Genomic DNA, 23,845 nt, shown 5'->3' on the forward strand with positions numbered 1-23,845 from the left:
CTTATTTTGCGAGCTTGTGCTTCAAAGCGATTTCGATGGCGGCACCAACGATGCCGGCCTCGTTTCGCAGGACTGCCGGCACGATCGGCGTGCGGAGTTTGAGGTTGGGCAGGTACTCATCAGCGCGCTTGGAGATGCCGCCGCCAACGATGAACAGCTCGGGGGAGAACAGGAACTCCACGTGGGAGAAGTAGCGCTGCAGCAGGACGCTGTACTCATCCCACGTCAGGCCATCCCTCTCACGGGCTACGGCGGAGGCTTTGGTTTCCGCGTCGTGGCCGTCGATCTCCAAGTGGCCCAGCTCGGCATTGGGTACAAGTTTGCCGTCAAAGATAAAGGCTGAACCGATTCCGGTGCCGAGGGTGATCACCAGGACAGTGCCGGCAACCCCCGCGCCCGCACCGTACCGGGCCTCCGCAAGCCCGGCAGCGTCGGCGTCGTTGATGACCTCAACGGGACGGGCCAGGCGTGCCGTCAGGAGGCCGTCGATGTCCGTGTTGAGCCAACTCTTGTCCACGTTGGCGGCGGAGTGGACCACGCCGTGCTGGATGATGCCCGGGAAGGTGACGCCCACGGGGGAGCCGGCGGCCGGGGCCTCGGGGCGGGCCGAGAGTTCGGAAACCACCAGTGCCACTGCCTCGGCAACGGACTCCGGGGTAGCAGGCTGCGGGGTGGGAACGCGGAACCGTTCACCGAGCAGTTTGCCTTTTTTCAGGTCGACGATGCCGCCCTTGATTCCCGTGCCTCCGATGTCGATGCCGATCAGCGGGGCGTTCTTGTGCGACTTCTCGTCCTTCTTGGGCAATGGGTTTCCGTTCGTGGCAGGGCGGGCGGGGAAGGGGCGGCGGGCAGCCGGCCCCGGGTGCTTTCTGGTCAGCGGCTTGCTAACCGGTGAGCAGTGTTTTGCGGATGGTGCTGCGCGGCCTGGTCAGGGCAGGGTGAGGATCTCCGCGCCGGAGTCGGTGACCAGCAGGGTGTGCTCAAACTGGGCAGTGCGTTTGCGGTCCCGGGTGACTACGGTCCAGTCATCGGCCCACATATCCCACTCGACGGTGCCCAGGGTCAGCATTGGCTCGATGGTGAAGACCATGCCGGGTTCGATCACCGTGCTGTAGGCGGGGGCGGCGTCGTAGTGCGGGATGATGAGTCCGGTGTGGAAGGCCTCACCTACGCCGTGTCCGGTGAAGTCCCGGACCACACCGTAGCCGAAGCGCTTGGCGTACGACTGGATGGCGCGGCCAATCACGTTGATCTCGCGGCCCGGGGCAACGGCCTTGATGGCCCGGTTCAGTGATTCCTGCGTCCGTTCCACGAGCAGGCGGGATTCCTCGTCAACATCTCCCACCAGGAAGGTGTAGTTGGTGTCGCCGTGGACGCCGTCAAGGTAGGCAGTGATGTCGATATTGAGGATATCGCCGTCGTTGACCACGGTAGTGTCCGGGATCCCGTGGCAGATGACTTCGTTCAGCGACGAGCACAAGGACTTGGGGAATCCACGGTATCCGAGGGTGGAAGGGTAGGCGTGGTGGTCAAGGAGGAACTCGTGGCCCACCTTGTCCAGCTGGTCAGTGGTGACCCCCGGCTCGATGTGCTTTCCCACTTCCACGATGGCCTGCGCGGCGATCTTCGCGGCCACCCGGATCTTCTCAACCGTTTCGGCGGACTTGACCTCGGAGCCGGTGAACTTTGCAGGTCCCGGCCTGCCGACATACTCGGGGCGGGCGATGGACGCCGGTACGGGACGCTGCGGGCTGACGGTTCCCGGGGTAAGGGTGCCGATGGGTGCAGTCGAGGCAAGGGAAGGCATAGATTGATCATATAAGGCACTACAGAAGGCCTAACAACCGGGAGCCGCGTCTGTACCGCGTAGAGGTTTAAGTTACGCGCGTCACGCTGCAGCTTCCCTGCCTGCCGGAACGGGGAACAACGATGACTGAGTACTGGTACAACATCAAGACCCACGAGGTGGAGGAGGACCGGCTCTCCGACTGGAGCCAGCTGATCGGGCCTTATAAAACCAGGGAGGAAGCGGAGCACGCACTCGAGAAGGTCCGCGCCCGCAATGAAGTCTGGGAAAAGGACGACGACGACTGACGGGGCACGGCGGCCCGGCGCCGGCCTGGTTGGGCCGGCCGTCCTGCCGGAAGCTGCGGCTAGAAAGAGTGCTCGGGCCCGGGGAACTGGCCGGACCTGACATCCTCGCCGTAGGCGGTGGCTGCATCCAGGAGCGTGCTCCGCAGGTCCGCGTACTGCTTGACGAACCTGGCCATCCTGCCGCCCCGCAGCCCGGCCATGTCCTGCCAGACCAGCACCTGGCCGGTGGTCTCCTTGCCTGCGCCGATGCCCACGGTGGGAACGGTGACGGCCTTGTCCACTGCTGCCGCCGTCTCCGCGGGGACCATCTCCATCAGCACGCTGAAGGCGCCGGCATCAGCCAGCGCCACGGCGTCGTCAATCAGTCGCTGCGCGTCGTCACCGCGGCCCTGGACGCGGTAGCCGCCCAGCGCGTGTTCACTCTGCGGCGTAAAGCCAATGTGCGCCATCACGGGAATGCCTGCCTGCACCATAGCCCGGACAGTCGGCGCATAGTAACTGCCGCCCTCGATCTTGACGGCGTGCGCCAAACCTTCCTTCAGGAACCGAACGCCGGCGGCGACGGCCTGCTCGGGGGAAACCTCGTAGCTTCCGAACGGCAGGTCCGCCACAACGAGGGCGCGCTTGGCAGAGCGCGCCACTGCCCGGCACAGGGGCAGCAGTTCGTCCACGGTGACCGGCAGGCTGGTCTCGTTGCCGAAAACATTGTTGGACGCCGAGTCGCCCACCAGGAGCACCTCGATGCCCGCGGCGTCGAAAATTTCTGCCGTGTACTGCTCATAGGCCGTCAGCATTGCGAACTTCGTGCCGTCATTCTTGGCCTGTTGAAGGTGATGGACGCGCACTTTGGCCGGCCTCCGCTCCGGGGCCGGCGGGACGCCCTGCCCAGGCCCGCTGCCATAGGGTGCGGGGACGTCGGCGGACATGCTTGCGTCGGAGCTGTTGCTTGAGGCCATTGCATGAGCGTAATGCGGCACCCGCGGTCCTAGCTACCGGCGTCGTCAGCCGCCAGGGTGATTAGCGTCATAAGGAAGGGGAGGCAACGGGGGCCTGCGCGGCGGCTGCTGCCGCCGCCCGTCCCCGGACTTCGTGTTAACGCTGTGTTACGCGGCCCGCAGGCTCCAGCATCGGCGCCAATTGCTTAGTACAGTGTTTGTGAACTGCTGCCGGCATCCTGCGGACCGGGGCATGGACGTTGACCGGAGAAGAGGCCATCATGGACCGCCAGCAAGAGTTTGTCCTGCGCACAATCGAAGAGCGCGACGTACGTTTCGTGCGCCTGTGGTTCACCGACGTCGTGGGTTCACTCAAGTCCGTGGCGCTGGCGCCCGCGGAAGTAGAGGGCGCCTTCGAGGAAGGCCTCGGTTTCGACGGTTCAGCCATCGAGGGACTCGCGCGTGTGTTTGAGTCCGACATGCTCGCGCAGCCGGACCCGTCCACCTTCCAGATCCTGCCGTGGCGCGGCGAAACCGAGCAGACCTCGCGCATGTTCTGCGACATCCTCACGCCTGACGGTGAACCTTCCGCAGCCGATCCCCGCAACGTCCTCAAGCGCACGCTCGCCAAAGCCGCCGACATGGGGTTCACCTGCTACACCCACCCCGAGATCGAGTTTTACCTGCTCAAGTCGCAGGAGCCGGGGCCCGACGGCGCGCCGGTGCCGGTTGATGAGGGAGGGTACTTCGACCACGTCCCGGGCGGCGTGGCGCAGGATTTCCGCCGCACGGCCGTGACCATGCTGGAATCCGTTGGCATTTCCGTGGAGTTCAGCCACCATGAAGCGGGCCCGGGGCAAAACGAGATCGACTTGCGCTACGCGGATGCCCTCCAGACGGCGGACAACATCATGACCTTCCGGACCATCATCAAGGAGGTCGCGCTCCAGCAGGGAACCTACGCCACCTTCATGCCCAAGCCCTTCACGGCGCACCCCGGGTCCGGCATGCACACCCACTTCTCCCTGTTCGAGGGTGACACCAACGCTTTCTACGAGGCCGGCGCGGAATTCCAGCTGTCCAAGACCGCCCGCCAATTCATTGCCGGCATCCTCAAGCACGCACCTGAGTTCACTGCCGTGACAAACCAGTTCGTGAACTCCTACAAGCGCCTGTGGGGCGGCGGCGAAGCCCCCAGCTACTTGAGCTGGGGTCACAACAACCGCTCCGCCCTGGTCCGGGTTCCGTTGTACAAGCCCGGCAAGGGCCAGTCGGCGCGGATCGAGTACCGCGGCATCGATTCCGCGGCAAACCCGTATCTCGCCTACGCCGTCCTGCTGGGTGCCGGCCTGAAGGGCATCGAGGGGGGTTACGACCTTCCCGCAGCCGCGGAGGACGACGTCTGGTCGCTGAGTTCAGCCGAACGACGCGCCATGGGGCACGATCCCCTTCCCGCCAGCCTCCATGACGCCATCCGCTCCATGGAGGACTCTGAACTCATGCCGCAGATTTTGGGCGAGCAGGTCTTCGAACACTTCCTCCGGAACAAGCGTGCCGAGTGGCAGGACTACCGGCTCCAGGTGACGCCCTACGAGCTGCAGCGCAACCTGGCCATCCTCTAGGAAACCGCTGTGAGCCTCGCACGGCGCCTGATTTCAGCCGGCTTCAGCGACCTGGAAAAGGCCGAACGGTTCCTGGCTGCCCGGGAGCTCGAAGGACTGGACAATGACCGGCTTTTTGCGGGGCTGCAGATGGCGGCAAGCCCTGACACTGCCCTCCAGTCCTTGGTGCGGCTGATTGAAAAGCATCCGGACCTCCGGCAGCTGGCGGGCGCTGACCCCGAAACGAGCGAACCGCTCTATCGGGTGCTGGGGGCATCGGAGGCGCTGGGGGAGTTCCTGATCCGCCACCCCGAACACCTTGAGGCCTTCAGTGTCCGGCCCAGCCCCGAACCGCTGCAGGCGAATCCGGCGGAGTTGCGCGCCTCCCTCCTTTCATCCGTAGGTGCTGATCCGCGTGCGGCCCGGCCCGTTGCAGCCGTCACCGGAGCGGAGGCCTACGCGGCCCTTCGGACGGCCTACCGCAGGGGTGTGGTGGACCTTGCGGTCAAGGACCTTTGTGCTGCTGATCCGCTGGACTTCCTGCCCTGGGCGGGCGGGGAACTCGCGGACCTGGCCGGCGCCGCTATCGAGGCCGCCCTCGCCGTCTCGCGCGCCGAGGCCGCCGCCCAGTTCAGCGCCTCGGAAGTGGCCGACGTCGGCCTGGCCGTCATCGGCATGGGCAAATGCGGAGCGCGGGAACTGAACTACATTTCCGACGTCGACGTCATTTACGTGGTGGACGCGGGCGGCCTCGAGGATGCGCAGGCCAGCACCATCGGCACAGCGCTGGCCAGCGGAATATCCCGGGCCATCTCCTCCGTCGCCCGGGAACCCGGGCTGTGGGAAGTGGACGCAAACCTTCGGCCCGAGGGGAAGTCCGGGCCGCTGGTGCGCACCCTGGCGTCCCATGAGACCTACTACGCGCGATGGGCTGAAAGCTGGGAGTTCCAGGCACTGCTGAAGGCCCGCACCATCGCCGGCGATGTTGCCCTTGGGCAACAGTACGAGGACGCCATTGCGCCGCTGATCTGGAGTTCGGCAAGCCGCGACGGGTTCGTTGAGTCCGTTCAGGCCATGCGCCGACGGGTCACGGAACACATCCCGCAGGCGGAAGAACAGCGACAGATCAAGCTGGGCCGCGGCGGACTCCGTGACGTTGAATTTACGGTGCAACTGCTCCAGCTGGTCCATGGCAAGTCTGACGAAACGCTGCGGCGGCGGGACACCACCTCTGCCATCGCAGCCCTCTCCGCAGGCGGCTACATTGGCCGCACGGACGCTGCCGCCTTCGACAAGGCATACCGGTACCTGCGGCTGCTGGAGCACCGCATCCAGCTCTTCCAGCTGCGCAGGACACACCTGATGCCAGTGGGTGAGCCCGCGCTCCGTGCGCTTGCCAAGGCCGTACTGGGGCCGTTTTCCAATGAGCGCCCGCATCCGGACGCCCTGCTGGCCGCTTGGCAGAAGACCAAGCGCTCGGTGCGTGAGCTGCATGAGCGGATCTTCTACCGGCCACTGCTGAACACCACGGCCAAACTCAGCAGCGAGGACGCCAGGCTTACTCCCGAAGCTGCCGAGGGCCGGCTCGCGGCCCTCGGGTACCGGGATCCCAAGGGCGCCATGCGCCACATCGAGGCACTCACTGCCGGCGTAAGCCGCCGGGCTGCCCTGCAACGCCAGCTGCTGCCCATCCTGCTCGACTGGCTCGCTGAAGGAGTGGACCCCGACGGCGGCCTCCTCGCCTTCCGCCGTGTCAGCGAGGCCTTGGGCACTACGCACTGGTACCTGGGAATGCTCCGTGACTCCAACGCTGCGGCGGAGCGTCTGTGCCACATGCTCTCGAATTCGCGGCTGATTGCCGACCTGCTGGAAGTGTCTCCGGAAGCGGTGGCGTGGCTCGGCCAGGACAAGGACCTCGTCCCGGTAACGTTCGAGGCGCAGTGGCAGGAGATCACCTCCAAGATGTCCCGTCATGCGGATCCCGAGAGCGCCATGCGGCTGATCCGGCTGATCAGGCGGCGGGAGACCCTCCGGGTCGCGGTTGCTGACTCTGCCGGGCTGCTGAGCCAGGACGATGTGGGAGCGGCGCTGGCGGACACGGACCGGGCGGCCGTCCTGGGCGCCCTGCGGGTGGCGGAAGGCATTGTTTCCGCCCGCGGGCCCCTGAAGACCGCCGTCCTCGTGGTTGCCATGGGCCGCCAGGGCGGCCGCGAAATCGGCTACGGTTCGGACGCTGACGTGATGTACGTCCACCGGGCACTGCCAGGCTTCTCCGAGGAGGAAGCGCAGGAGCAGGCGTCGCGGTTAGTGGCCAAGGTTTCCAGCCTCCTGACGCAGCCGCTGAAGCCGGCCATCATGGCCGAACGGGTGCTCCAGGTGGACGCCGACCTGCGGCCGGAGGGCAAGAACGGAGCGATGGTGCGCTCCCTGGACTCCTTCGCCGAATACTATCGGCGCTGGTCGCTCATCTGGGAGGCCCAGGCACTGTTGCGCGCACGGCCGATGGCCGGCGACGACGCCCTGGCCGCGGACTTCCTCGAACTCATCAACCCGATCCGGTATCCGGAATCCATATCGGAGCAGGATGTCCGCGAGGTCCGGCGGGTCAAGGCAAGGGTTGAATCCGAACGCCTGCCCCGCGGCGCTGATCCCGCCAGGCACCTCAAGCTGGGCCGCGGCGGGCTCAGCGACGTCGAGTGGCTGGTCCAGCTTCTGCAACTCCAGCACGCAGGCAAACACACGGAGCTGCAGACCACGTCCACCATCGGGGCGCTCGAGGCAGCAACCCAGGCCGGGCTGCTGGACGGGGAGGACGCGGATCTGCTCGCGGCTGCCTGGCGTCTTGCAAGCCGGATCAGGTCTGCCAACGTCATCTGGAGCGGCAAGGCGTCGGACCTGCTTCCGTCTTCCCGGCGCGATCTGGAAGCGGTAGCGCGGTGGTGCGGCTACGAACCCGGCAATGCCGCAGTCCTGGAAGAGGACTACCTTCGTGTCAGCCGCCGGGCCAGGGCGGTCTTTGAACGGGTCTTTTACGGCCACTAGCCCGGCAGTCTTCGCCGGAAGCGGCTGACACCTGCCGTGGCCCGGTGCTAGTTTGAGCCCATGGCTACCCAAATCTTTTTCAACCTGCCCGTCAAAGACCTGAAGCGCTCCGTGGACTTCTTCGGGGCCCTGGGCTTTTCCTTCAACCCGGACTATACGGATGAGAACGCCACGTGCATGATCATCAATGAGAACGCCTATGTCATGCTCCTGGTGGAGACCTTTTTCAAAACCTTCACCACCAAGAACGTTGCCGACAGCCAGGACTCCGCGGAAGCGATTATCGCCTACTCCGTGGACAGCCGGGAGGCAGTGGACGAAGCCGTCAGGACAGCGCTGGCCTCGGGAGGATCCGCTTCGGAGGACCCCCAGGATTACGGATTTATGTATAACCACAGCTTCCAGGACCCGGACGGCCACCTCTGGGAAGTAATGTGGATGGATCCCGCCGGTCCGCCCGCTGAATCCGCGCCGGCTGAATTCACTGCCGGTGACGATCCCGCCAGCACGCAGTCCTGAGCGGCGTGGACCTCGGCGTCTGGTTGATTTCGCTGAGGGACCTCGACGACGACGCACGCGCCATCCAGTTCGGTGCAGTGGCGGACCTGGAACTCGGGCCAGGCCAGGAGCAATTCGTTGGTGATCCGCTAAGGATGGCCCTGACAGGGCTGGCTGAGGCTTCCCGCCGTCCGTACGTCATAGAGTCCCTCGGCCGGGCCGTGGGCGTCCTCACCCTGCAGGCCGGGGCTGCCCGGCTGGCGGGCTGGCCGGATGACGATTCCGCCTGGCTGCTGCGGGGTTTCCTGATTGACCGGCGGCAACAGGGCAAAGGCCTCGGTCCGCTGGGTGCTGCCGCCGCCGTAGCGGCCGCGGAAAAACTCAGCGTCCGGCATGGGACCGCTGAGACCGGCGTCGTCCTTTCCGTGCACGAAGCGAACCCGGCGGGCCTGTCCGCCTACCGCCGCGCCGGCTTCGAGGACTGCGGGCAGTATTCCGGGGGCGCAGCAGGACCCGAACGGATAATGTTCCGGGGCTTTGGCCGGTCCGCCACGCCATAACCAGGCAGTCCTGCGTTGCGCTCGGCTCCGGATTGCTTGATTATGTGGATTGGCGGTGTTCTTCAAACCTTGTTGGGGGGAAGGCTTCCAGTCTTCGTCTCGGGGGACATCCGTCAGGGGATTCAGCTCCCGGTCTCAGCACGTCTGGAGCTGGATCCCCACCTTTTAACCGCGGTGACCTGTGTCCGCCCACGCGTAGGGCCCTTCACAAAAGGTGAGTACCGCCTACTCGTTTCCGCAACGGTGGAGAGCGGTTAAATGATAGTGCCGGCAGGTTGTGAGCTTGGTAGCCCCTCCAGCCTCCGCCGGCACCATGATTGCCTCACCTGAAGGACAAGCCGGCCGCGCCGGCCCAGAAAGCGGCAGGGATGCCATGCGAATCACAGTACATACCGAGGACGGGTTGGATCCGATGGATTGCCCCCATCAATTTGTTGGCCGCTGTGAAAAATGCGCCGCGCAGGCGGGACCGGTGGACCCAGCCGAAATGACGGCTGACAGGGTCACGGGCACAGGCTGGTTCGGAACGGGCGGCCTCACGGGCTGAGAGGCTCGCAGATCATCCGGGGACAACAAAGGCCGGTCCGAGGGGACCGGCCTTTGTTGTGATTCCATACCGCGGACTGTCGGCGGACTAATGCCGCAGCAGTCGCGTGATCCGACTAGACGCCGTAGTAAAGCTCGAACTCGTAGGGGTTCGGGCGCAGCGACAGCGGACGGATCTCGTTCTCGTACTTGTACTCGATCCAGGTGTCGATGAGGTCCTGGGTGAATACGCCGCCGGCCTGCAGGAACTCGTTGTCCTCGGCCAGGGCTTCCAGAGCTTCCTCGAGGGTGCCCGGAGCCTTGGGGATGTCCTTGGCTTCTTCGGCGGGGAGCTCGTAGAGGTCCTTGTCGATCGGAGCCGGCGGTTCGATGCGGTTGCGGATGCCGTCGATGCCGGCCATCAGCTGGGCAGCGAATGCCAGGTACGGGTTGGAGGAGGGGTCCGGTGCGCGGAACTCGATGCGCTTGGCCTTGGGGTTCGTGCCCGTGATCGGGATACGGATACCGGCGGAGCGGTTGCCCTGCGAGTAAACCATGTTGACCGGAGCTTCGAAGCCCTTGACCAGACGGCGGTAGGAGTTCACCGTCGGGTTGGTGAACGCCAGAACGGCGTCGGCGTGCTTCAGCAGGCCACCGATGTACCAGCGGGCGGTGTCGGACAGACCGGCGTAGCCCTTCTCGTCGTAGAACAGCGGCTCGCCGTTGCTCCACAGGGACTGGTGGCAGTGCATGCCCGAGCCGTTGTCGCCGAAGACCGGCTTCGGCATGAAGGTGACTGACTTGCCCCAGGCGTCTGCCGTGTTCTTGATGACGTACTTGAACTTCTGCAGGTCATCGGCAGCGTGCGTCAGGGTGGTGAACTTGTAGTTGATCTCGGCCTGGCCGGCGGAGCCAACTTCGTGGTGGCTGCGTTCGACCTCGAGGCCGGCTTCGTCCAGGGCAACACACATGGCGTCGCGCAGGTCAGCCTGCTTGTCGGTGGGGGAGACCGGGAAGTAACCGCCCTTGACGGGGGTCTTGTAGCCGAGGTTTCCGCCCTCTTCCTCGCGGCCGGTGTTCCAGTGTGCTTCCTCGGAATCGATCTTGTAGAAGCTGCCCTGCGGGGAGGACTGGTACTGGACGTTGTCGAACACGAAGAACTCTGCTTCGGGAGCGAAGAAAGCGGTGTCGGCAATGCCGGTGGAGGCGAGGTAGGCTTCGGCCTTCTCAGCCACGCCGCGGGGATCGCGGTGGTACGGATCGCCCGTACGGGGGTTGACGATGGAGAAGTTCAGCGCGAGGGTCTTCTCCATGCGGAAGGTGTCCAGGAACGCGGTGGTGACGTCCGGAATCAGCTGCATGTCGGATTCGGCGATGCCCTGGAAGCCGCGGATGGAGGATCCGTCGAAGAGCTGGCCGTTGATGAAGAAGTCGGCGTCAACGCTCTTGGCCGGCACGTTGAAGTGCTGCTGGACACCCGGCAAGTCGGTGAAGCGGATATCGACGAACTTAATATCTTCGTCCTTGATGAACTTGAGGACTTCGTCCGCAGTCGTGAACATCTATGCTCCTAACGCATATGTAAATATCTGGCGTGAAAGCCATCTGATCCAGCGCAATCCAAAGGCAGGGAGAACGCAAGGTTTCCCTGCTGTGAGCACCTGCCGGGGGATTTGCTTGAAACTGCTAACAGCCTATGGACGCGGCATTTCCCGTCCGTGTCCACATTGTTTCGGGCAGGTTACAGAATGCCCTGATATGGCAACGCTATCTGCAGTCCACACTGTGGTCTAACTGCTTCCACAGTGTGGGCGAAGGGAACCCGGTAAACTTGGACGGTGGTAGACCGTAAAGACATCGGCTCCTGGCTGACCGGCCCTGACACCTCGGGCATCTCGAAGTATCCCGGCGAGAGGCTTGGCTTGCCGGAGTCCGGCTCCGGCTCCATTGCCCGGGCCGGCCGCAGGATCATCGCGATCATGATCGACTGGGGCATCGCATTGCTGATCAGCAACTACGCCTTCGGAGGCGACGCTTGGGCCACCCTGGCGATCTTCGCCGTTGAACAGATCCTCCTGGTGGGAACGCTCGGTTACAGCATCGGGCACCGCGCCGCCGGCATCCATGTGGTGAAAGCCGGCGGGGGAGCGCCCGGACCGCTCGCGGCCCTGGTGAGGTCGTTGCTGCTCTGCCTTGTGATTCCCGCCGTCATCTTCGATCCGGACCACCGCGGCCTTCATGACAAGGCGATGAACACCCTGCTCCTGCGCCGCTAGGAGTCCCCGATTCAGACGCGGCTGGCTACCTTCGCTGCCTGAGGACTGGCTGCGGCGGCGGCAAGGTACCCGCGTTTGGCCGCCCAGCGCTCAAACCAGAGCGTGGCAAACGGGAAGACGGCGGAAAGGCCTGCGAACAGGGCCACCAGGAACGGCCAGCGCTGCAGCCGCCAGAGCGCCAGCGCGGCGATTCCGTAACCCACAAACAAGCCACCGTGGATGGGGCCCGCCACCTGCACGCCAATCTCGGTGGTGCCCGCAATCCACTTGAAGTACATGCCCACCAGCAGCGCCGCCCAGCTGAACGCTTCGGCGATCGCGAGAATCCGGAAGGCACGGAGCACGGCGTTCCTCGCGGGAGATGCCACCTGGTTCTGTTGCAGCTTGTTCTGTTCCACTGTGTCCTGTCCTGTTGTCGGGTTGCCGGCACTGGCCGGCCATAAAAAAGCCCCGGTCCCGGCAGGTAGCCGGAAACCGGGGCGGTTGCTCTAGCGTCCGCGGTTGGGGCGGGCTTTGTAGGGGTCGATGCCCTTGGGGATGGGGAGCTTGTTGCCCAGCGAGGCGATGCGCTTGGATACGGCGTTCACCTCAAGCTTGGTCAGTTCCTTCTTCAGCTTGCCCATCTTCTTGGCCACCTGGCTGATGGGAACCTGGCCCTCGCCGCGGCCGCTTTCGATAACGTGCACGGTGACGTTGGGCAGGATCCTCGCCAGGCGCTTGCGTTCCGCATCCAGAAGTGGCTTCACCCGGTGCGTGGGTCCTTCACTGACCAGCACGACGCCGGGACGGCCGATGGCGCGGAACACGGCGTCCTGCGTGCGGGGGTTGACGGCGACGGGCTGTTCCTCAGTGATCCAGCCCCGCCGGAGCGTTCCCAATGCAGCGCCGGAGGCGCCGGGCTGGTTTTCGATCCGGGCGAAGGCCGCACGTTCCGCGCGCCGCGAGAGGATCAGCGTGGCTCCCAGCAGGCCCAGCGGGATGCCGATGATCAGGCCCGTGATCCAGTTTTCAAGCCAGAAGCCCACCAGGAAGCTGACAGCCACAACGCCGAGGAAAACCAGCAGCATAAGCCACGGGACCATGGGGTCATGGCGGCGGGTCATGGTGAAGACCTCGCCGATCTGCTTGAGCCGGCTGGGCTTCTTGACCTTTGCTTCTTTCGGCTTGCGGGAGAAGAGGCCACGCTTGACTGCGCTGGAGCCAGACGGAGTGGAGTTGCTGGAATCAGGGGATTTCGCCATAGTGACTTAATTCTACGTGACCAAACCCCAAGGGCCGGCACCGGAGACTTCCGGTGCCGGCCCTTGGGGGATGAAGAGTTTCCGGGGTCAGGAGTGGGCTGCGAGGAGGGAGCTGGCTTCCTGGCGGGTGGTGCCGGAGGACTCGATGTGGGCCAGTTCTGCGGGGATGTCCCAGCCCTTCTTGCGCATCGCGGTGGCCCAGAGCCGCCCGGCCCGGTAGGAGGAGCGGACCAACGGGCCACTCATCACGCCGAGGAAGCCGAGCTCGGTGGCCTCGTCCTGCAGGTCCACGAATTCCTGCGGCTTGACCCACCGGTCCACCGGCAGGTGCCGCTCGGACGGGCGCAGGTACTGGGTGATCGTGATCAGGTCACACCCGGCCTCGTGCAGGTCCCGCAGCGCTTCGGAGATCTCCTCGCGGGTCTCGCCCATGCCCAGGATCAGGTTGGACTTGGTCACCATGCCCAGGTTCCGGCCCTGCGTGATCACATCCAGGGACCGCTCGTACCGGAACGCGGGCCGGATCCGCTTGAAAATCCGCGGCACGGTCTCGACGTTGTGCGCGAACACCTCGGGCCTGGAATCGCAGATCGCCTCAATGTGTTCGGGTTTGCCGGAGAAGTCCGGGATCAGCAGCTCCACGCCGGTGCCGGGGTTCAGCTCGTGGATCTTGCGGACCGTCTCGGCGTACAGCCACACGCCCTCGTCCTCGAGGTCATCCCGGGCCACACCGGTGACGGTGGCGTAGCGCAGCTGCATCGCCTGCACCGACCTGGCCACCTTGGTGGGTTCGAACCGGTCCACCGGGGACGGTTTGCCGGTATCGATCTGGCAGAAATCACACCTGCGGGTGCACTCGGAGCCGCCGATCAGGAACGTGGCTTCCTTGTCCTCCCAGCACTCAAAGATGTTGGGGCAGCCGGCCTCCTCACACACCGTGTGCAGGCCTTCCTTCTTCACCAGGTTCTTGAGCTGGACGAACTCCGGGCCCATCTGGACCTTGGCCTTGATCCAGTCCGGCTTCCGCTCCACCGGGACAGCGGAGTTGCGCTGTTCAACGCGCAAAAGCTTCCGGCCTTCAGGTGCCAATGTCACAGTAGAGCTCCTTCGGGGGTAGCGATCAGGGCGTCTTCATTCTTGCGCAGTTCTTCGGTGATTCTGGAAACGAGGTCAGCCGGGGAGACGTCATAACCGGTTTCCCGGGCGATGGTTGTTACGCCGGCATCGGTTATTCCACAGGCAATGATCTGCGTGTACGGAGCGAGATCGTTGTTGCAGTTGATGGCGAACCCGTGCATGGTGACGCCCTCATGGACGCGGATGCCGATGGCGGCAATCTTCCTGTCCGGGCCCTTCGCGTCTGCTTTGATCCAGACCCCGGCCCGGCCCTTGATCCGCACGGCCTGGATGCCGTAGTCGGCAAGGACATTGATGATGACCGCCTCGAGGCGTTCGACGTAGTCGCGGATCCCCGCCCGGTTCTTCAGCTTGATGATGGGATACCCCACCAGTTGGCCGGGGCCATGCCACGTGAGCTTACCGCCGCGGTCCACCGGGACCACCGGCGTGCCGTCGAAGGGCCGCTCGTGGTCTTCGGTCCGTTTACCGGCCGTATACACCGGGGCGTGTTCGAGGAAGAGGATTGTGCTCGGGGCCCTTCCGGCGACAACGTTGTCGTGGAGTTCGCTCTGGATGGCCCAACCGCGGGTGTAGTCGACGAAGTCCGGAGCAAGACCCAGCTGTGAAAACTCAAGAGTCATGGCATCCAGCTTAGACGTTAGGCGGCCACGCGCCCGGTTTAGTGCTTAAGCTCACCGTGCGGTCCGTGGCGGGTCGGCAGCGTCTCCGACCCTGTGGATAACTTCTGCAGGCAAAGCCGGATTCGACTAGACATAGGTCATGGAAGATTTGCAGGAGATGACGGTCTCCGGTTACGCCGTCGGGCGGTTTCTGGGCCGCGGTGGCAGCTCCTCAGTCTGGCTGGTCAGGGAGGAAAGGAGCGGCCGGGAGTTCGCCCTCAAGTGCTTCCGCCCGGCAGCGCGCAGGTCTTCGCGTACTGCAGTGATATCTGAAGAAGGCATCCGGCGTGAGATCCGCATCCTGTCCGCCCTGGATCATGCGCATCTCATCAAAGCCCATGGCACTGTGGCGGTGGCCGGCGGCGCGGAAAGGCGCACCGCGCTCCTTATGGACTATGCACCCGGCGGATCCCTCGCAGGCTTGATAGCTGCGAGGGGAAAGCTCAGCGTGGGTGAAACGGTGACGGTGCTGACGCCCATCTCCCAGGTCCTGGCCTATTTGCACGGCAAAGGGTTCACGCACGCCGACGTCTCGCCGGGCAACGTCCTGTTCACTGGCCAGGGCAAACCGATGCTGTCCGACGTCGGCATCGCGCGAATGCTGGGGGACCCTGCCTCAGGAGCATGCGCAGGAACACCCGGATTTATGGATCCGGCACCCGTGGACGCGGTGCGGGCAGGCCTTCAACCTGAACGAGACGTTTATTCGGTTGCCGCACTGGGCTGGTTTTGCCTCACAGGCATGCCTCCGCAGCGCACGGCGGACCGGCCACCCTTGTCCATTCTGCTTCCCGGGGTGCCCCGGGAACTGGCCGCCGCCCTTGAATCCGGGTTGAACGAAGACCGGCGGCTTCGGCCAACGGCTGCTTCCCTGGCTACAGCCGTCTATCGGAGCGCGTCACCCCTGCCGCTGGACCTGGCGCCGGCGGTCCACCCTACAGTCCTGCCGGAACTGGTAACCCGCCTGCACGCGACGTCAGCTTCACGCAGCGGGCTCGGCGAAAGAGTCCGCGGGCTGCGGCGCCGGCTGACGACGGCGAAGTGGTCAGGTCCGTTCGTCGCCCCGGAAAAGCTGCCCTTTCCTGAGCCGAAGGCGGCCATGCCGCCGGCTCACCGGGAAGACCATGGGAGTGGGCGGCACGCCCAGCCGCGGACCGGCCGGCAGGTGGGGCGAAACGTTCTCGCCGGCGCAGCGGCCGCGGCAGTTGCTGCCGCCTGGGGGCTGACCGCTGCGGGCATCACGGCCTCCGGACCGGTTTGGCCGTCCGGACCTCCCGCCGCTGGCCCGAATACCAGCGCTGGCCCGAATACCCCCGCTGTGGCCCAATCCCTTCCTTCCGGAACTGATCAGCATGCCGATGCTGTAGAAGCTGCGATGCAGCAGGCGGCATCACCAGATCCAGGAGTGGCCGTCCAGGGCATCGCGCTGCTGAGGTCGCTGGCCTTCAGCACCGGGAAGCTGGAACTCCTTGATGAGGTGAACCAGCACGGCTCTGGTGCAGCGGCAGCTGATCTCGGAATGAGCCGGCGGTTGCGGGAATCCGGCCACATCCTGTCCGGATTCTCCACCACGCTGTCACAGGTGCAGGCGGAGAAGGGCGGGAACGAGGCCCGCGCCGTGGTTGCTGTCACCTCAGCCGCCTCCGCTTATGAGGAAAAGGATGGCCAGGGCGCTGTGGTGGCAACGGGAGCAGCCGCCGCGGGGCAGCGGCTCCGCCTGGTGCTGGTCTCGGTGGACGGCAGGTGGCGGGTCAGTGAAATCCTTCCCGGGCCCTGACGCCGGCTGCTCCTGGGACGACTGCCCCTCGGGGAGCAGCCGCTCCTACTTCTTACCGGCCACCCACTGCGCGGCTTGGGCGAGCGTTGGATGCTGCCAGGTAAAACCAGCTGACGCCAGGCGACCGGGTTCCATGCGCTGGCTGGCGAGCAGTAGTTCGTCGGCCAGATCGCGCATCACCAGGCGCAGCACCGGGGCCGGAACCCGCAGTAAGGCGGGGCGGTGCAGAGCCCGGGCCAAGGCAGCCACGAGGGCGTTGACGTCGGCATCCTCGGGAGCGCAGAGATTGACCGGACCGCTCAGCGGAGACTCCAGCAGGAAGAGGAAAGCTGCAGAAACGTCCGGCAGGGTTACCCACGGCCAGTACTGGCGGCCGTTTCCGAGAGGGCCGCCAACACCCAGCCGGATCAGGGGGAGCAGCCTGCCCAGCGCGCCTCCACCACGGCTGAGGACCACTCCGGTCCGCGGAACCACCACCCGCACGCCGGGGGGAGCGGTGGCAGCTGCTGCCTCCCACTCTCCGCAGATTCGGGCGAGGGTCCCTGCCCCCTGCGGCGCATTCTCGCGAAGCACAGTATTTCCGGCGTCGCCGTAGTATCCGGAGCCGGACTGGCTGATGAAGACGGGCGGCGGGTTGTCAAGCTGCCGCATGGCCCGCGTGAGCGTCCGCGTGGAGTCCACCCGTGAACTGAAGAGCTCCTCAACCCGCCTGCGCGTCCACGGCCTGTCGCCGATGCCGGCTCCGGAGAGATTGACGACGACGTCAACTCCGGCAAGCGCCGTTGGGTCCAGTTCCCCGGCGGCCGGGTTCCACCGGACTTCCGCCGCCGAGGCCGGCTCCCGCCGCACCAGGGAAACGACCTCGTGGCCGTCGCCGCGGAAGGTTGCTGACATGTGGGTCCCGAGCAGCCCGGAGGCGCCGGCGATGACGATGCGCATGGGGTCCATCACACCACGGCTGGCGCGGCGGCGGCACCTCCAACAGGGCTAACCGGGGGTTGACTATGATCAAACGATGACCTCTTCCAGCTACTTCCGTTACCCGCACCTGCACGGCGACCTGGTCACTTTTGTGGCCGAGGATGATGTGTGGATTGCGCCCCTGGGCGGAGGCCGCGCCTGGCGTGTTTCCTCCCTCCAGTTGCCCGCCCGCAATCCCCGCTTCACCCCGGACGGACAGAGACTGGTGTGGACGGTGGTGCAGGGGACGGCACCGGAAGTTGTGTCCGCAGCGGTGGACGGCGGCGACTACCGGCAGCTCACGTACTTTGGCCACGGCACCACCAGGGTCAAAGGCTTTACCGCGAAGGGCTCCGTGGTGGTTACCAGCGCCTTCCGACAGGCCGAGAGCCGGCACACGCACGCCTACAGCGTCCCGCTTGAGGGCGGCTGGGCCGAGGAACTGCCCTTCGGGCCGGTGGAGTCGGTGGCATTCGGCCCCGAAGTGGGGGATGAACGTCCGGTAGTGGTGGGCAGCGTGCTCTCACGCGAACCCGCCTGGTGGAAGCGCTACCGGGGAGGTACCGCAGGAAAGCTCTGGCTGGACAACGACGGCAACGGCGAGTTTGAACGGCTGCTGCCGGACCTTGACGGCAACCTCGCTGACCCCATGTGGGTGGACGGCCGGATCGCGTTCCTGTCCGACCACGAGGGTTACGGCAACCTTTACTCGGTCCTTCCGAACGGCACAGACTTGCGCAGGCACACGGACCACGAGGACTTCTATGTCCGGCACGCCGGCAGTGACGGCAAGCGCATCATCTTTGAATCCGCCGGTGAGCTCTGGGTGCTTTCCGGCCTGGACTCCGACCCGGAGAAGCTGAACATCAGCCTGGGCTCCGCTTCACAGTCACGGCGCCCGGCACTGCTCAACACCACCAAGCATCTTGGTGCTGCAGTCCCGGACGGCACCGGAGCCGCCAGCGCCGTCGAAGCGCACGGCACTATCCACTGGCTGCGGCACAAGGACGGGCCTTCCCGCATCATTGAGGCAACGCCGGGCGTCCGTGCCCGGCTTCCCAGGCCTCTCGGCGATGGGCGGCTGGCCTACGTGGCGGATCACGACGGTGTTGAGTCGCTGTATATCAAGGACGTTGCGGCCCCGGTGCCCGGCACCGCAAATGCAGGCGCCCCTGCGACATCCGTGCCACCTGCCGGAGAGCCAGGCAGCGAAGCGCCCGCTTCAGCCCCGGGCAAGGACGAGGCCGCGGTACCCCTGCCGCAACCCGTTCCGGCCGCCGGGGCTGCAGTCCTGGCAGGCGCCGGCCAAGCTCCCGAGGTCAAGGATGACCAGCAGGCTGACGTCGCCCCGGAGAGCGCACCCTCAACCGCCGGGGCTGCAGCTCCGGCAGCAGCAACCCGTATTGCCTTCCCCCGTCCCACCCGCACCAGCTCCCTGGAAGCGAGCCCGGACGGCGGCTGGCTCGCACTGGGCACCTCCTTCGGGGAGGTGTACGCGGCCAACACCCGAAGCGGGAAACTAACACTGCTGGCCAGCATCGGTGAAGGCACCGTCTCGGATCTGGCCTGGTCCGCGGACTCGCAATGGCTGGTCTGGTCCGAACCGGTGACCTCCTTCGGTTCCCGCAGCCGGCTCCGGCTGGCCAAGGTAACGGACCCCGAAGCCTCCCTGGTGGATGTCACCGATGGCCGCTTCTGCGACACCTCACCAGCCTTCACGCCGGACGGCAAGTTCCTGGCCTTCCTCTCCAACCGCAGCTTCGACCCCGTCTATGACGGGCACTCCTTTGACCTCTCCTTCCCGAGCCCCATCAAGCCGTACCTCGTGGCACTGGCCGCTGACACGCCGTCGCCCTTTGGTCCTTCCGTGGATCCGGAGGCAGGGGAGGATCGGGCAGGAGACGAAAGCGCGGAATCGGACCACGCCGCCGCGGCAACGCCGGAGGTCAAGGTGGACCGGGACGGGCTTGCCCACCGCGTCATCGGCGTTCCGGTGCCGCAGGGCAACTACACGTCGCTGAAGGCATCCGACGGCTCGTTGCTGTGGCTCGACTGGGCCCTCGCCGGCGTCACCGGTGACGGCAAAGCCAGCCAGGACGACAAGGATGCGCGCCCCAGCCTTGTCCGCTTCGACCTCGCCCGGCGGAAGCAGTCCACCCTGGTGGAGTCGCTGGACAGCTTCCGGCTCTCCGGTGACCGGGCCAGGATAGTGCTGATCTCTGACAAGCAGGTCAGGGTTGTGCCGGCGGACAAGAAGGCTGACGAGGACTCGGGTGAGCTGGTCAAGGTGGACCTTGGCCGGATCCGGGTGATGATGGACCCGCTCAGTGTGTGGGGCCAGGCCTTCGACGAGGCATGGCGGCTGCAGCGCGACTTCTTCTGGACTGAAGACATGGCTGGGCAGGACTGGGAGTCCATCTACAAGCGATACCGCCCGCTGGTGGACCGCCTGGGTTCCCATGACGACCTGGTGGACCTGCTGTGGGAACTGCACGGCGAACTCGGGACCTCCCACGCCTACGTCCGGCCCGCACCGGTCACGGAGAACGGAAGCCATGGCCAAGGCCGCCTCGGTGCGGATCTTGCCCTCGCGCCGGCGGGCTGGGAGATCACCCGCATACTTGCCGGCGAGTCCTCTGATCCATTGGCAACCTCGCCCCTGACCCGGCCGGGCGTCGGCGCCAAAGCCGGGGACATCCTGCTGGCAATAGACGGCGTCCCGCTCTCCGGGACGGTAACCCCGGCGATGCAGCTGGTGGGGGCGGCGGGCCGCGCGGTGGAGCTGACACTCCTCAACGGTGCAGCGCACGGCGAAAGCGCCGGCAGGCAGCGGCGCGTCGCCGTCGTACCCGTCAAGGATGAGGAACGCCTGCGCTACCAGGAGTGGGTTGCGTCGAACCGCCGGACCGTGCGGGAGGCCTCCGGGAGCACTTTCGGCTACCTGCACATCCCGGACATGATGGCCAACGGCTGGGCGCAGCTCCACCGCGACCTTGACACCGAGACAGCGCTCGACGGCCTCATCGTGGACGTGCGGCGCAACCGGGGCGGCCACACCTCCCAGCTGGTGGCTGAGCTGATCGGCCGCAAAGTCACCGGCTGGAGCATGCCGCGGGCGGAGAAGCCCCGGACGTATCCGCACCACGCGCCACGCGGGCCGGTCATTATCCTTGCCGATGAGTTCGCCGGGTCCGACGGCGACATCATCACCCAGGTTTCCAAGCTGCGCGGCATCGGACCCGTCATCGGAACGCGCACCTGGGGCGGCGTGGTGGGCATCGACAACAGGTTTGCCCTGGCCGACGGCACGGGTGTCACCCAGCCGCGGTACGCCACCTGGTTCGGCGGCGGTGTGGGCTGGAGCGTCGAGAACTACGGCGTGGACCCGGACATCGAGGTCACCTATCCGCCGCACGCCTACGCAGCCGGACGGGATCCGCAGCTCGAATACGGCATTGGCGCTCTCAAGGAGATGATCCAGGAGCTGCCCACCGACCGCCCGCCGGCACGCGAAGGCTACCGCCGGCTCCGTCCCGCGCCGCTGCCGCCCCGGCAGGCTACCAAGCGTATGTGACGCAGAGAAAAGGCCCTGCCGTACCGGAACGTTCCGGTACGGCAGGGCCTTTTTTCTGAATCCTGCAAAGAGGCTAGGACTGCAGTGTGGCATCCAGGGTGATGTCAATGCTGGCAAGCGCGCCGGATACAGGGCAGCCCACCTTGGCCTCGGCAGCGATCTTCTGGAATTCGTCTTCGGAGATTCCCGGGATCCTGGCGGACATGGTCAGGTGGCTGCCGGTGATGCCGGTGCCCGGCACGAACGTGACGTCGGCCTTGGTGTTGACTTCCTCCGGCGCGTGTCCGGCCTGCGCGAGGGCGTGGCTGAAGGCCATGGAGAAGCAGGCCGAGTGTGCGGCGGCGATGAGCTCCTCAGGGCTGGTCTTGCCGCCCGAAGCTTCGGTGCGCGCCTTCCACGTGACGTCGTAGGTGCCCAGGCCGGAGCTGTCCAGGGTGGTGTTCCCGGAACCCGACATCAGGTCGCCGTTCCATAACGTGTGTGCGGTGCGTGTTGCTGCCATAACCACTCCTTAAGTTGATTCGAACCGGGGCAGGCCAGTGCCTCGCCCCGCCGTTTCCCATCCTAGGGATTTAGCCCCGGGCATGCATCAGCTGTCCGCTTCTGGTGAATTATGACCCGGGCATACGATGACGACGGCGACGCCCCCGTAAGAGGGGAGCGTCGCCGTCGTGGCCGCACTGGGTGGCAGTTACTGCCAGATGGTGGCGATGGCGACGTTCAGCAGCGCCAGCCCGCCCACGCCGTGTGCGAGGCCCTTACTGACGTCCTCGCCGTTTTTGTACTTCCGGCGGCCGATGAAGGCCAGCACGCCGACGGCGAGGCCGATGGCGAACTTGATGCCCAGCTTGACGTAGTTGGCGTCCATGTCAAGGGCCGGGATCAGCCCCATCAGGGCGACGCCGGTCAGGAGCTGGAGCATGGCGCCGTCGAACTGGCGGGGGTGGACGGAGGGCTTTTTCATCTGGCCGATCCAGATGCCGACGATCATGGCGGCGCCGACGATATGCAGGAAGACCACGATGTTATAGACGATGTTCATGGGACCAGTGTAGCCAGAGTTTCTACAGCTCGTAGTAGTTCGGGATCAGTCGATGATCCGCTGCGTCCCCGCGTCATCCGTGTCCTTTAAACGCCGAGGGCGGTGCAGGCACTGCGGTGGTCTCCCACCGCTGCCTGCACCGCCCTCGTGCATTGTGGCCTGTTACAGCCCCAGGTCTGCTTCGAACGCGCCTTCTTCGAGGCGTGCCTTCAGGGTCTGGAGGAATCGGCCGGCGTCGGCGCCATCCACCAGGCGGTGGTCGTACGTCAGCGACAGGTACATCATGGAGCGGATGGCGATCGAATCGTCACCGTTCTCATCGGCAACAACCACGGCGCGCTTGACGATGGCGCCGGTGCCCAGGATGCCCACCTGCGGCTGGTTGATGATCGGGGTGTCGAACAGTGCCCCCACCGAACCGATGTTGGTGATGCTGAAGGTACCGCCGGACAGCTCGTCCGGGCCGATCTTGCCGTCGCGGGTGCGGCCTGCAACGTCGGCGATCTTGCCGGCCAGTCCAGCCAGGTTCAGGTTGCCGGCGTCGGAGATGACCGGGACCAGCAGGCCCTTGTCGGTGTCGACGGCGATCGCCAGGTGCTCGGCGTTGTGGTACGTGATCTCCTGCTTGTCCTCGTCGTAGGCAGCGTTGAGCTTGGGGTGCTGCTTCAGCGCCTCGGCAACAGCCTTGGCGATGAACGGGAGGAAGGTCAGCTTCACGCCGTTCTGGGCCTGGAACGAGTTCTTGGCCTTGAGGCGCAGCTTGGCGACCTTGGTCATGTCCACTTCGTGGACCTGGGTCAGCTGGGTGGAGACTTCGAGCGATTCGCGCATGCGGCGCGCGATGACCTGCCGGATGCGCGGCGCCTTCTGCGTGGTGCCGCGCAGCGAGGAAACAGCGGCATTGGAAGCGGCCGGGGCAGAGGCGGCCGGCGCTGCTGCGGGAGCGGCGGCCGGTGCGGCCTTCGCTTCGGCGGCGGCAATGACGTCCTGCTTGCGGATGCGTCCGCCCACGCCGGTGCCCGAGAGCGAGGCGATGTCCACACCGTGCTGGTTGGCCAGCTTGCGAACCAGGGGAGTGACGTAGCCGGACTCGGCGCCGCCGTTGGCCGGTGCGGCCTCGGTCGCGGCCGGTGCTGCAGCGGGGGCGGGAGCAGCCGGTGCAGCCGCCTTCGGTGCTTCCTGAGCCGGTGCAGCCTGCGGGGCAGGTGCCGGTGCGGGTGCGGGTGCTTCAGCCTTGGGGGCTTCCTGGACCGGCGCTTCGGTGGACGGTGCTTCGGCAGGGGCAGCAGCTGCACCTGAACCGATAACGGCCAGGACGGAGCCGACCTCTGCTGTTTCGTCTTCGTTGACGCGGATTTCCTGAAGGGTGCCGGCCACCGGCGACGGGATTTCGGTGTCGACTTTGTCGGTGGAGACTTCCAGGAGCGGCTCGTCAACCTCCACGGAGTCACCAACGGCCTTCAGCCAACGGGTGACGGTGCCTTCAGTGACGCTTTCGCCCAGCGCCGGGAGGGTGACCTCGTGGCCTTCGCCGCCGCCGGCCGCCGGTGCCTCTGCCGCGGGTGCTGCCGGTGCGGGTGCTGCTGCCGGAGCCTGCTCGGCGGGTGCGGCTGCGGGAGCTTCTTCCGCCGGTGCTGCTGCGGGGGCTTCTTCGGCGGGTGCGCCGCCGCCGGAGCCATCGCCAATCCGGACGAGGGGAGCGCCGACCTCGGCGGTCTCGTCCTCGGCAACCAGGATTTCTTCAATCACGCCAGCTACAGGAGAGGGGATTTCAGTGTCTACTTTGTCGGTGGAGACTTCGAGCAACGGCTCGTCCACCTCTACCCGGTCACCTACCTGCTTGAGCCAGCGGGTGACGGTTCCTTCGGTGACGCTCTCACCGAGGGCGGGCAAGTTAACGGATTCAGACATGTCGTCCCCG

General features: G+C 65.8%; 20 protein-coding genes. 8 read left to right on the plus strand and 12 right to left on the minus strand.

What is annotated here, in order from left to right:
• Position 1: 1 nt before the first annotated feature.
• Together ppgK and map are read right to left on the minus strand one after the other, a co-directional pair.
• On the minus strand, positions 2 to 805 hold the full coding sequence (gene ppgK / locus M1E07_RS08685) for a polyphosphate--glucose phosphotransferase (protein ID WP_461189833.1): 804 nt from the start codon (positions 803 to 805) through the stop codon (positions 2 to 4).
• Between the two features lie 123 nt (positions 806 to 928).
• Positions 929 to 1,807 (minus strand): type I methionyl aminopeptidase, encoded by an 879-nt coding sequence (gene map / locus M1E07_RS08690; RefSeq protein ID WP_461189834.1) that lies wholly within the window; start codon positions 1,805 to 1,807, stop codon positions 929 to 931.
• A 122-nt stretch (positions 1,808 to 1,929) separates the two neighbouring features.
• Here map and M1E07_RS08695 point away from each other — a divergent pair, with 122 nt between their 5' ends.
• Positions 1,930 to 2,094 carry an SPOR domain-containing protein gene (locus M1E07_RS08695; protein ID WP_461189835.1) on the plus strand — a complete coding sequence of 55 codons (165 nt, stop codon included), beginning with the start codon at positions 1,930 to 1,932 and terminating at the stop codon, positions 2,092 to 2,094.
• Positions 2,095 to 2,153: 59 nt separating this feature from the next.
• Here M1E07_RS08695 and panB read toward each other — a convergent pair whose 3' ends face one another.
• The gene (gene panB, locus M1E07_RS08700; protein WP_461189836.1) at positions 2,154 to 3,050 is read right to left on the minus strand and encodes a 3-methyl-2-oxobutanoate hydroxymethyltransferase; all 897 of its coding nucleotides are present in this window, start codon (positions 3,048 to 3,050) and stop codon (positions 2,154 to 2,156) included.
• 260 nt (positions 3,051 to 3,310) lie between these two features.
• On the opposite strand from panB, the gene glnA (M1E07_RS08705) reads away from it, so the two are divergent.
• From glnA (M1E07_RS08705) to M1E07_RS08720, 4 genes are read left to right on the plus strand one after another with little or no spacing between them, the layout of a single operon-like run.
• Entirely contained in the window at positions 3,311 to 4,651 is a 1,341-nt protein-coding gene (gene glnA, locus M1E07_RS08705) for a type I glutamate--ammonia ligase (RefSeq protein ID WP_387553190.1), read from the plus strand.
• 9 nt (positions 4,652 to 4,660) lie between these two features.
• A complete protein-coding gene (locus M1E07_RS08710; RefSeq protein ID WP_461189837.1) occupies positions 4,661 to 7,672 on the plus strand; it encodes a bifunctional [glutamine synthetase] adenylyltransferase/[glutamine synthetase]-adenylyl-L-tyrosine phosphorylase in 3,012 nt (1,003 codons plus the stop codon).
• A gap of 60 nt (positions 7,673 to 7,732) precedes the next feature.
• Positions 7,733 to 8,191 (plus strand): VOC family protein, encoded by a 459-nt coding sequence (locus M1E07_RS08715; RefSeq protein ID WP_461189838.1) that lies wholly within the window; start codon positions 7,733 to 7,735, stop codon positions 8,189 to 8,191.
• Positions 8,192 to 8,196: 5 nt separating this feature from the next.
• Positions 8,197 to 8,730: an N-acetyltransferase gene (locus M1E07_RS08720; protein WP_461189839.1), complete on the plus strand. Its 534-nt coding sequence runs from the start codon at positions 8,197 to 8,199 to the stop codon at positions 8,728 to 8,730.
• 662 nt (positions 8,731 to 9,392) lie between these two features.
• Here the strand turns inward: M1E07_RS08720 and glnA (M1E07_RS08725) are convergent.
• Positions 9,393 to 10,817 (minus strand): type I glutamate--ammonia ligase, encoded by a 1,425-nt coding sequence (gene glnA / locus M1E07_RS08725; protein ID WP_387553198.1) that lies wholly within the window; start codon positions 10,815 to 10,817, stop codon positions 9,393 to 9,395.
• A 276-nt stretch (positions 10,818 to 11,093) separates the two neighbouring features.
• On the opposite strand from glnA (M1E07_RS08725), the gene M1E07_RS08730 reads away from it, so the two are divergent.
• Positions 11,094 to 11,531, plus strand: a complete 438-nt coding sequence (locus M1E07_RS08730; RefSeq protein ID WP_461189840.1) for an RDD family protein — start codon at positions 11,094 to 11,096, stop codon at positions 11,529 to 11,531.
• An 11-nt stretch (positions 11,532 to 11,542) separates the two neighbouring features.
• Here the strand turns inward: M1E07_RS08730 and M1E07_RS08735 are convergent, their stop codons facing one another.
• The 4 genes from M1E07_RS08735 to lipB all read right to left on the minus strand — a co-directional run bounded on the left by M1E07_RS08735 (position 11,543) and on the right by lipB (position 14,532).
• Entirely contained in the window at positions 11,543 to 11,929 is a 387-nt protein-coding gene (locus M1E07_RS08735) for a DUF3817 domain-containing protein (RefSeq protein WP_461189841.1), read from the minus strand.
• A 90-nt stretch (positions 11,930 to 12,019) separates the two neighbouring features.
• Complete coding sequence (locus M1E07_RS08740) at positions 12,020 to 12,772, minus strand: DUF4191 domain-containing protein (RefSeq protein WP_461189842.1); 753 nt, start codon at positions 12,770 to 12,772, stop codon at positions 12,020 to 12,022.
• 87 nt (positions 12,773 to 12,859) lie between these two features.
• Positions 12,860 to 13,867, minus strand: a complete 1,008-nt coding sequence (lipA, locus tag M1E07_RS08745; protein ID WP_461189843.1) for a lipoyl synthase — start codon at positions 13,865 to 13,867, stop codon at positions 12,860 to 12,862.
• A complete protein-coding gene (lipB, locus tag M1E07_RS08750; RefSeq protein ID WP_461189844.1) occupies positions 13,864 to 14,532 on the minus strand; it encodes a lipoyl(octanoyl) transferase LipB in 669 nt (222 codons plus the stop codon). The genes lipA and lipB overlap by 4 nt, the downstream gene beginning before the upstream one ends.
• Positions 14,533 to 14,671: 139 nt before the next feature.
• On the opposite strand from lipB, the gene M1E07_RS08755 reads away from it, so the two are divergent.
• Positions 14,672 to 16,348, plus strand: coding sequence for a serine/threonine protein kinase (locus tag M1E07_RS08755; protein WP_461189845.1), 1,677 nt, complete (start codon positions 14,672 to 14,674; stop codon positions 16,346 to 16,348).
• 45 nt (positions 16,349 to 16,393) lie between these two features.
• On the opposite strand, the gene M1E07_RS08760 is transcribed toward M1E07_RS08755, so the two are convergent.
• On the minus strand, positions 16,394 to 17,287 hold the full coding sequence (locus M1E07_RS08760; protein WP_461190360.1) for a TIGR01777 family oxidoreductase: 894 nt from the start codon (positions 17,285 to 17,287) through the stop codon (positions 16,394 to 16,396).
• 76 nt (positions 17,288 to 17,363) lie between these two features.
• Between M1E07_RS08760 and M1E07_RS08765 the strand changes: the two genes are divergently transcribed.
• Positions 17,364 to 20,882 carry a S41 family peptidase gene (locus M1E07_RS08765; protein WP_461189846.1) on the plus strand — a complete coding sequence of 1,173 codons (3,519 nt, stop codon included), beginning with the start codon at positions 17,364 to 17,366 and terminating at the stop codon, positions 20,880 to 20,882.
• Positions 20,883 to 20,955: 73 nt separating this feature from the next.
• On the opposite strand, the gene M1E07_RS08770 is transcribed toward M1E07_RS08765, so the two are convergent.
• From M1E07_RS08770 to sucB, 3 genes are all read right to left on the minus strand, one after another.
• Positions 20,956 to 21,384: an OsmC family protein gene (locus tag M1E07_RS08770; protein WP_461189847.1), complete on the minus strand. Its 429-nt coding sequence runs from the start codon at positions 21,382 to 21,384 to the stop codon at positions 20,956 to 20,958.
• 189 nt (positions 21,385 to 21,573) lie between these two features.
• The gene (locus tag M1E07_RS08775; protein ID WP_461189848.1) at positions 21,574 to 21,924 is read right to left on the minus strand and encodes a hypothetical protein; all 351 of its coding nucleotides are present in this window, start codon (positions 21,922 to 21,924) and stop codon (positions 21,574 to 21,576) included.
• A 162-nt stretch (positions 21,925 to 22,086) separates the two neighbouring features.
• The gene (gene sucB / locus M1E07_RS08780; RefSeq protein ID WP_461189849.1) at positions 22,087 to 23,835 is read right to left on the minus strand and encodes a 2-oxoglutarate dehydrogenase, E2 component, dihydrolipoamide succinyltransferase; all 1,749 of its coding nucleotides are present in this window, start codon (positions 23,833 to 23,835) and stop codon (positions 22,087 to 22,089) included.
• Between the last annotated feature and the right edge of the window lie 10 nt (positions 23,836 to 23,845).

The sequence above is a fragment of the Arthrobacter sp. Z4-13 genome, from assembly GCF_054792705.1.

Bases quoted from the DNA above. Each gene is read 5' to 3' on its own strand.
- M1E07_RS08695 (WP_461189835.1), top strand. From the start codon at position 1,930: ATGACTGAGTACTGGTACAACATCAAGACCCACGAGGTGGAGGAGGAC.
- panB (WP_461189836.1), bottom strand. From the start codon at position 3,050: ATGGCCTCAAGCAACAGCTCCGACGCAAGCATGTCCGCCGACGTCCCC.
- glnA (WP_387553190.1), top strand. From the start codon at position 3,311: ATGGACCGCCAGCAAGAGTTTGTCCTGCGCACAATCGAAGAGCGCGAC.
- M1E07_RS08755 (WP_461189845.1), top strand. From the start codon at position 14,672: ATGGAAGATTTGCAGGAGATGACGGTCTCCGGTTACGCCGTCGGGCGG.
- map (WP_461189834.1), bottom strand. From the start codon at position 1,807: ATGCCTTCCCTTGCCTCGACTGCACCCATCGGCACCCTTACCCCGGGA.
- M1E07_RS08770 (WP_461189847.1), bottom strand. From the start codon at position 21,384: ATGGCAGCAACACGCACCGCACACACGTTATGGAACGGCGACCTGATG.
- sucB (WP_461189849.1), bottom strand. From the start codon at position 23,835: ATGTCTGAATCCGTTAACTTGCCCGCCCTCGGTGAGAGCGTCACCGAA.
- M1E07_RS08740 (WP_461189842.1), bottom strand. From the start codon at position 12,772: ATGGCGAAATCCCCTGATTCCAGCAACTCCACTCCGTCTGGCTCCAGC.
- lipB (WP_461189844.1), bottom strand. From the start codon at position 14,532: ATGACTCTTGAGTTTTCACAGCTGGGTCTTGCTCCGGACTTCGTCGAC.
- M1E07_RS08760 (WP_461190360.1), bottom strand. From the start codon at position 17,287: ATGCGCATCGTCATCGCCGGCGCCTCCGGGCTGCTCGGGACCCACATG.
- glnA (WP_387553198.1), bottom strand. From the start codon at position 10,817: ATGTTCACGACTGCGGACGAAGTCCTCAAGTTCATCAAGGACGAAGAT.
- M1E07_RS08715 (WP_461189838.1), top strand. From the start codon at position 7,733: ATGGCTACCCAAATCTTTTTCAACCTGCCCGTCAAAGACCTGAAGCGC.
- M1E07_RS08765 (WP_461189846.1), top strand. From the start codon at position 17,364: ATGACCTCTTCCAGCTACTTCCGTTACCCGCACCTGCACGGCGACCTG.
- M1E07_RS08775 (WP_461189848.1), bottom strand. From the start codon at position 21,924: ATGAACATCGTCTATAACATCGTGGTCTTCCTGCATATCGTCGGCGCC.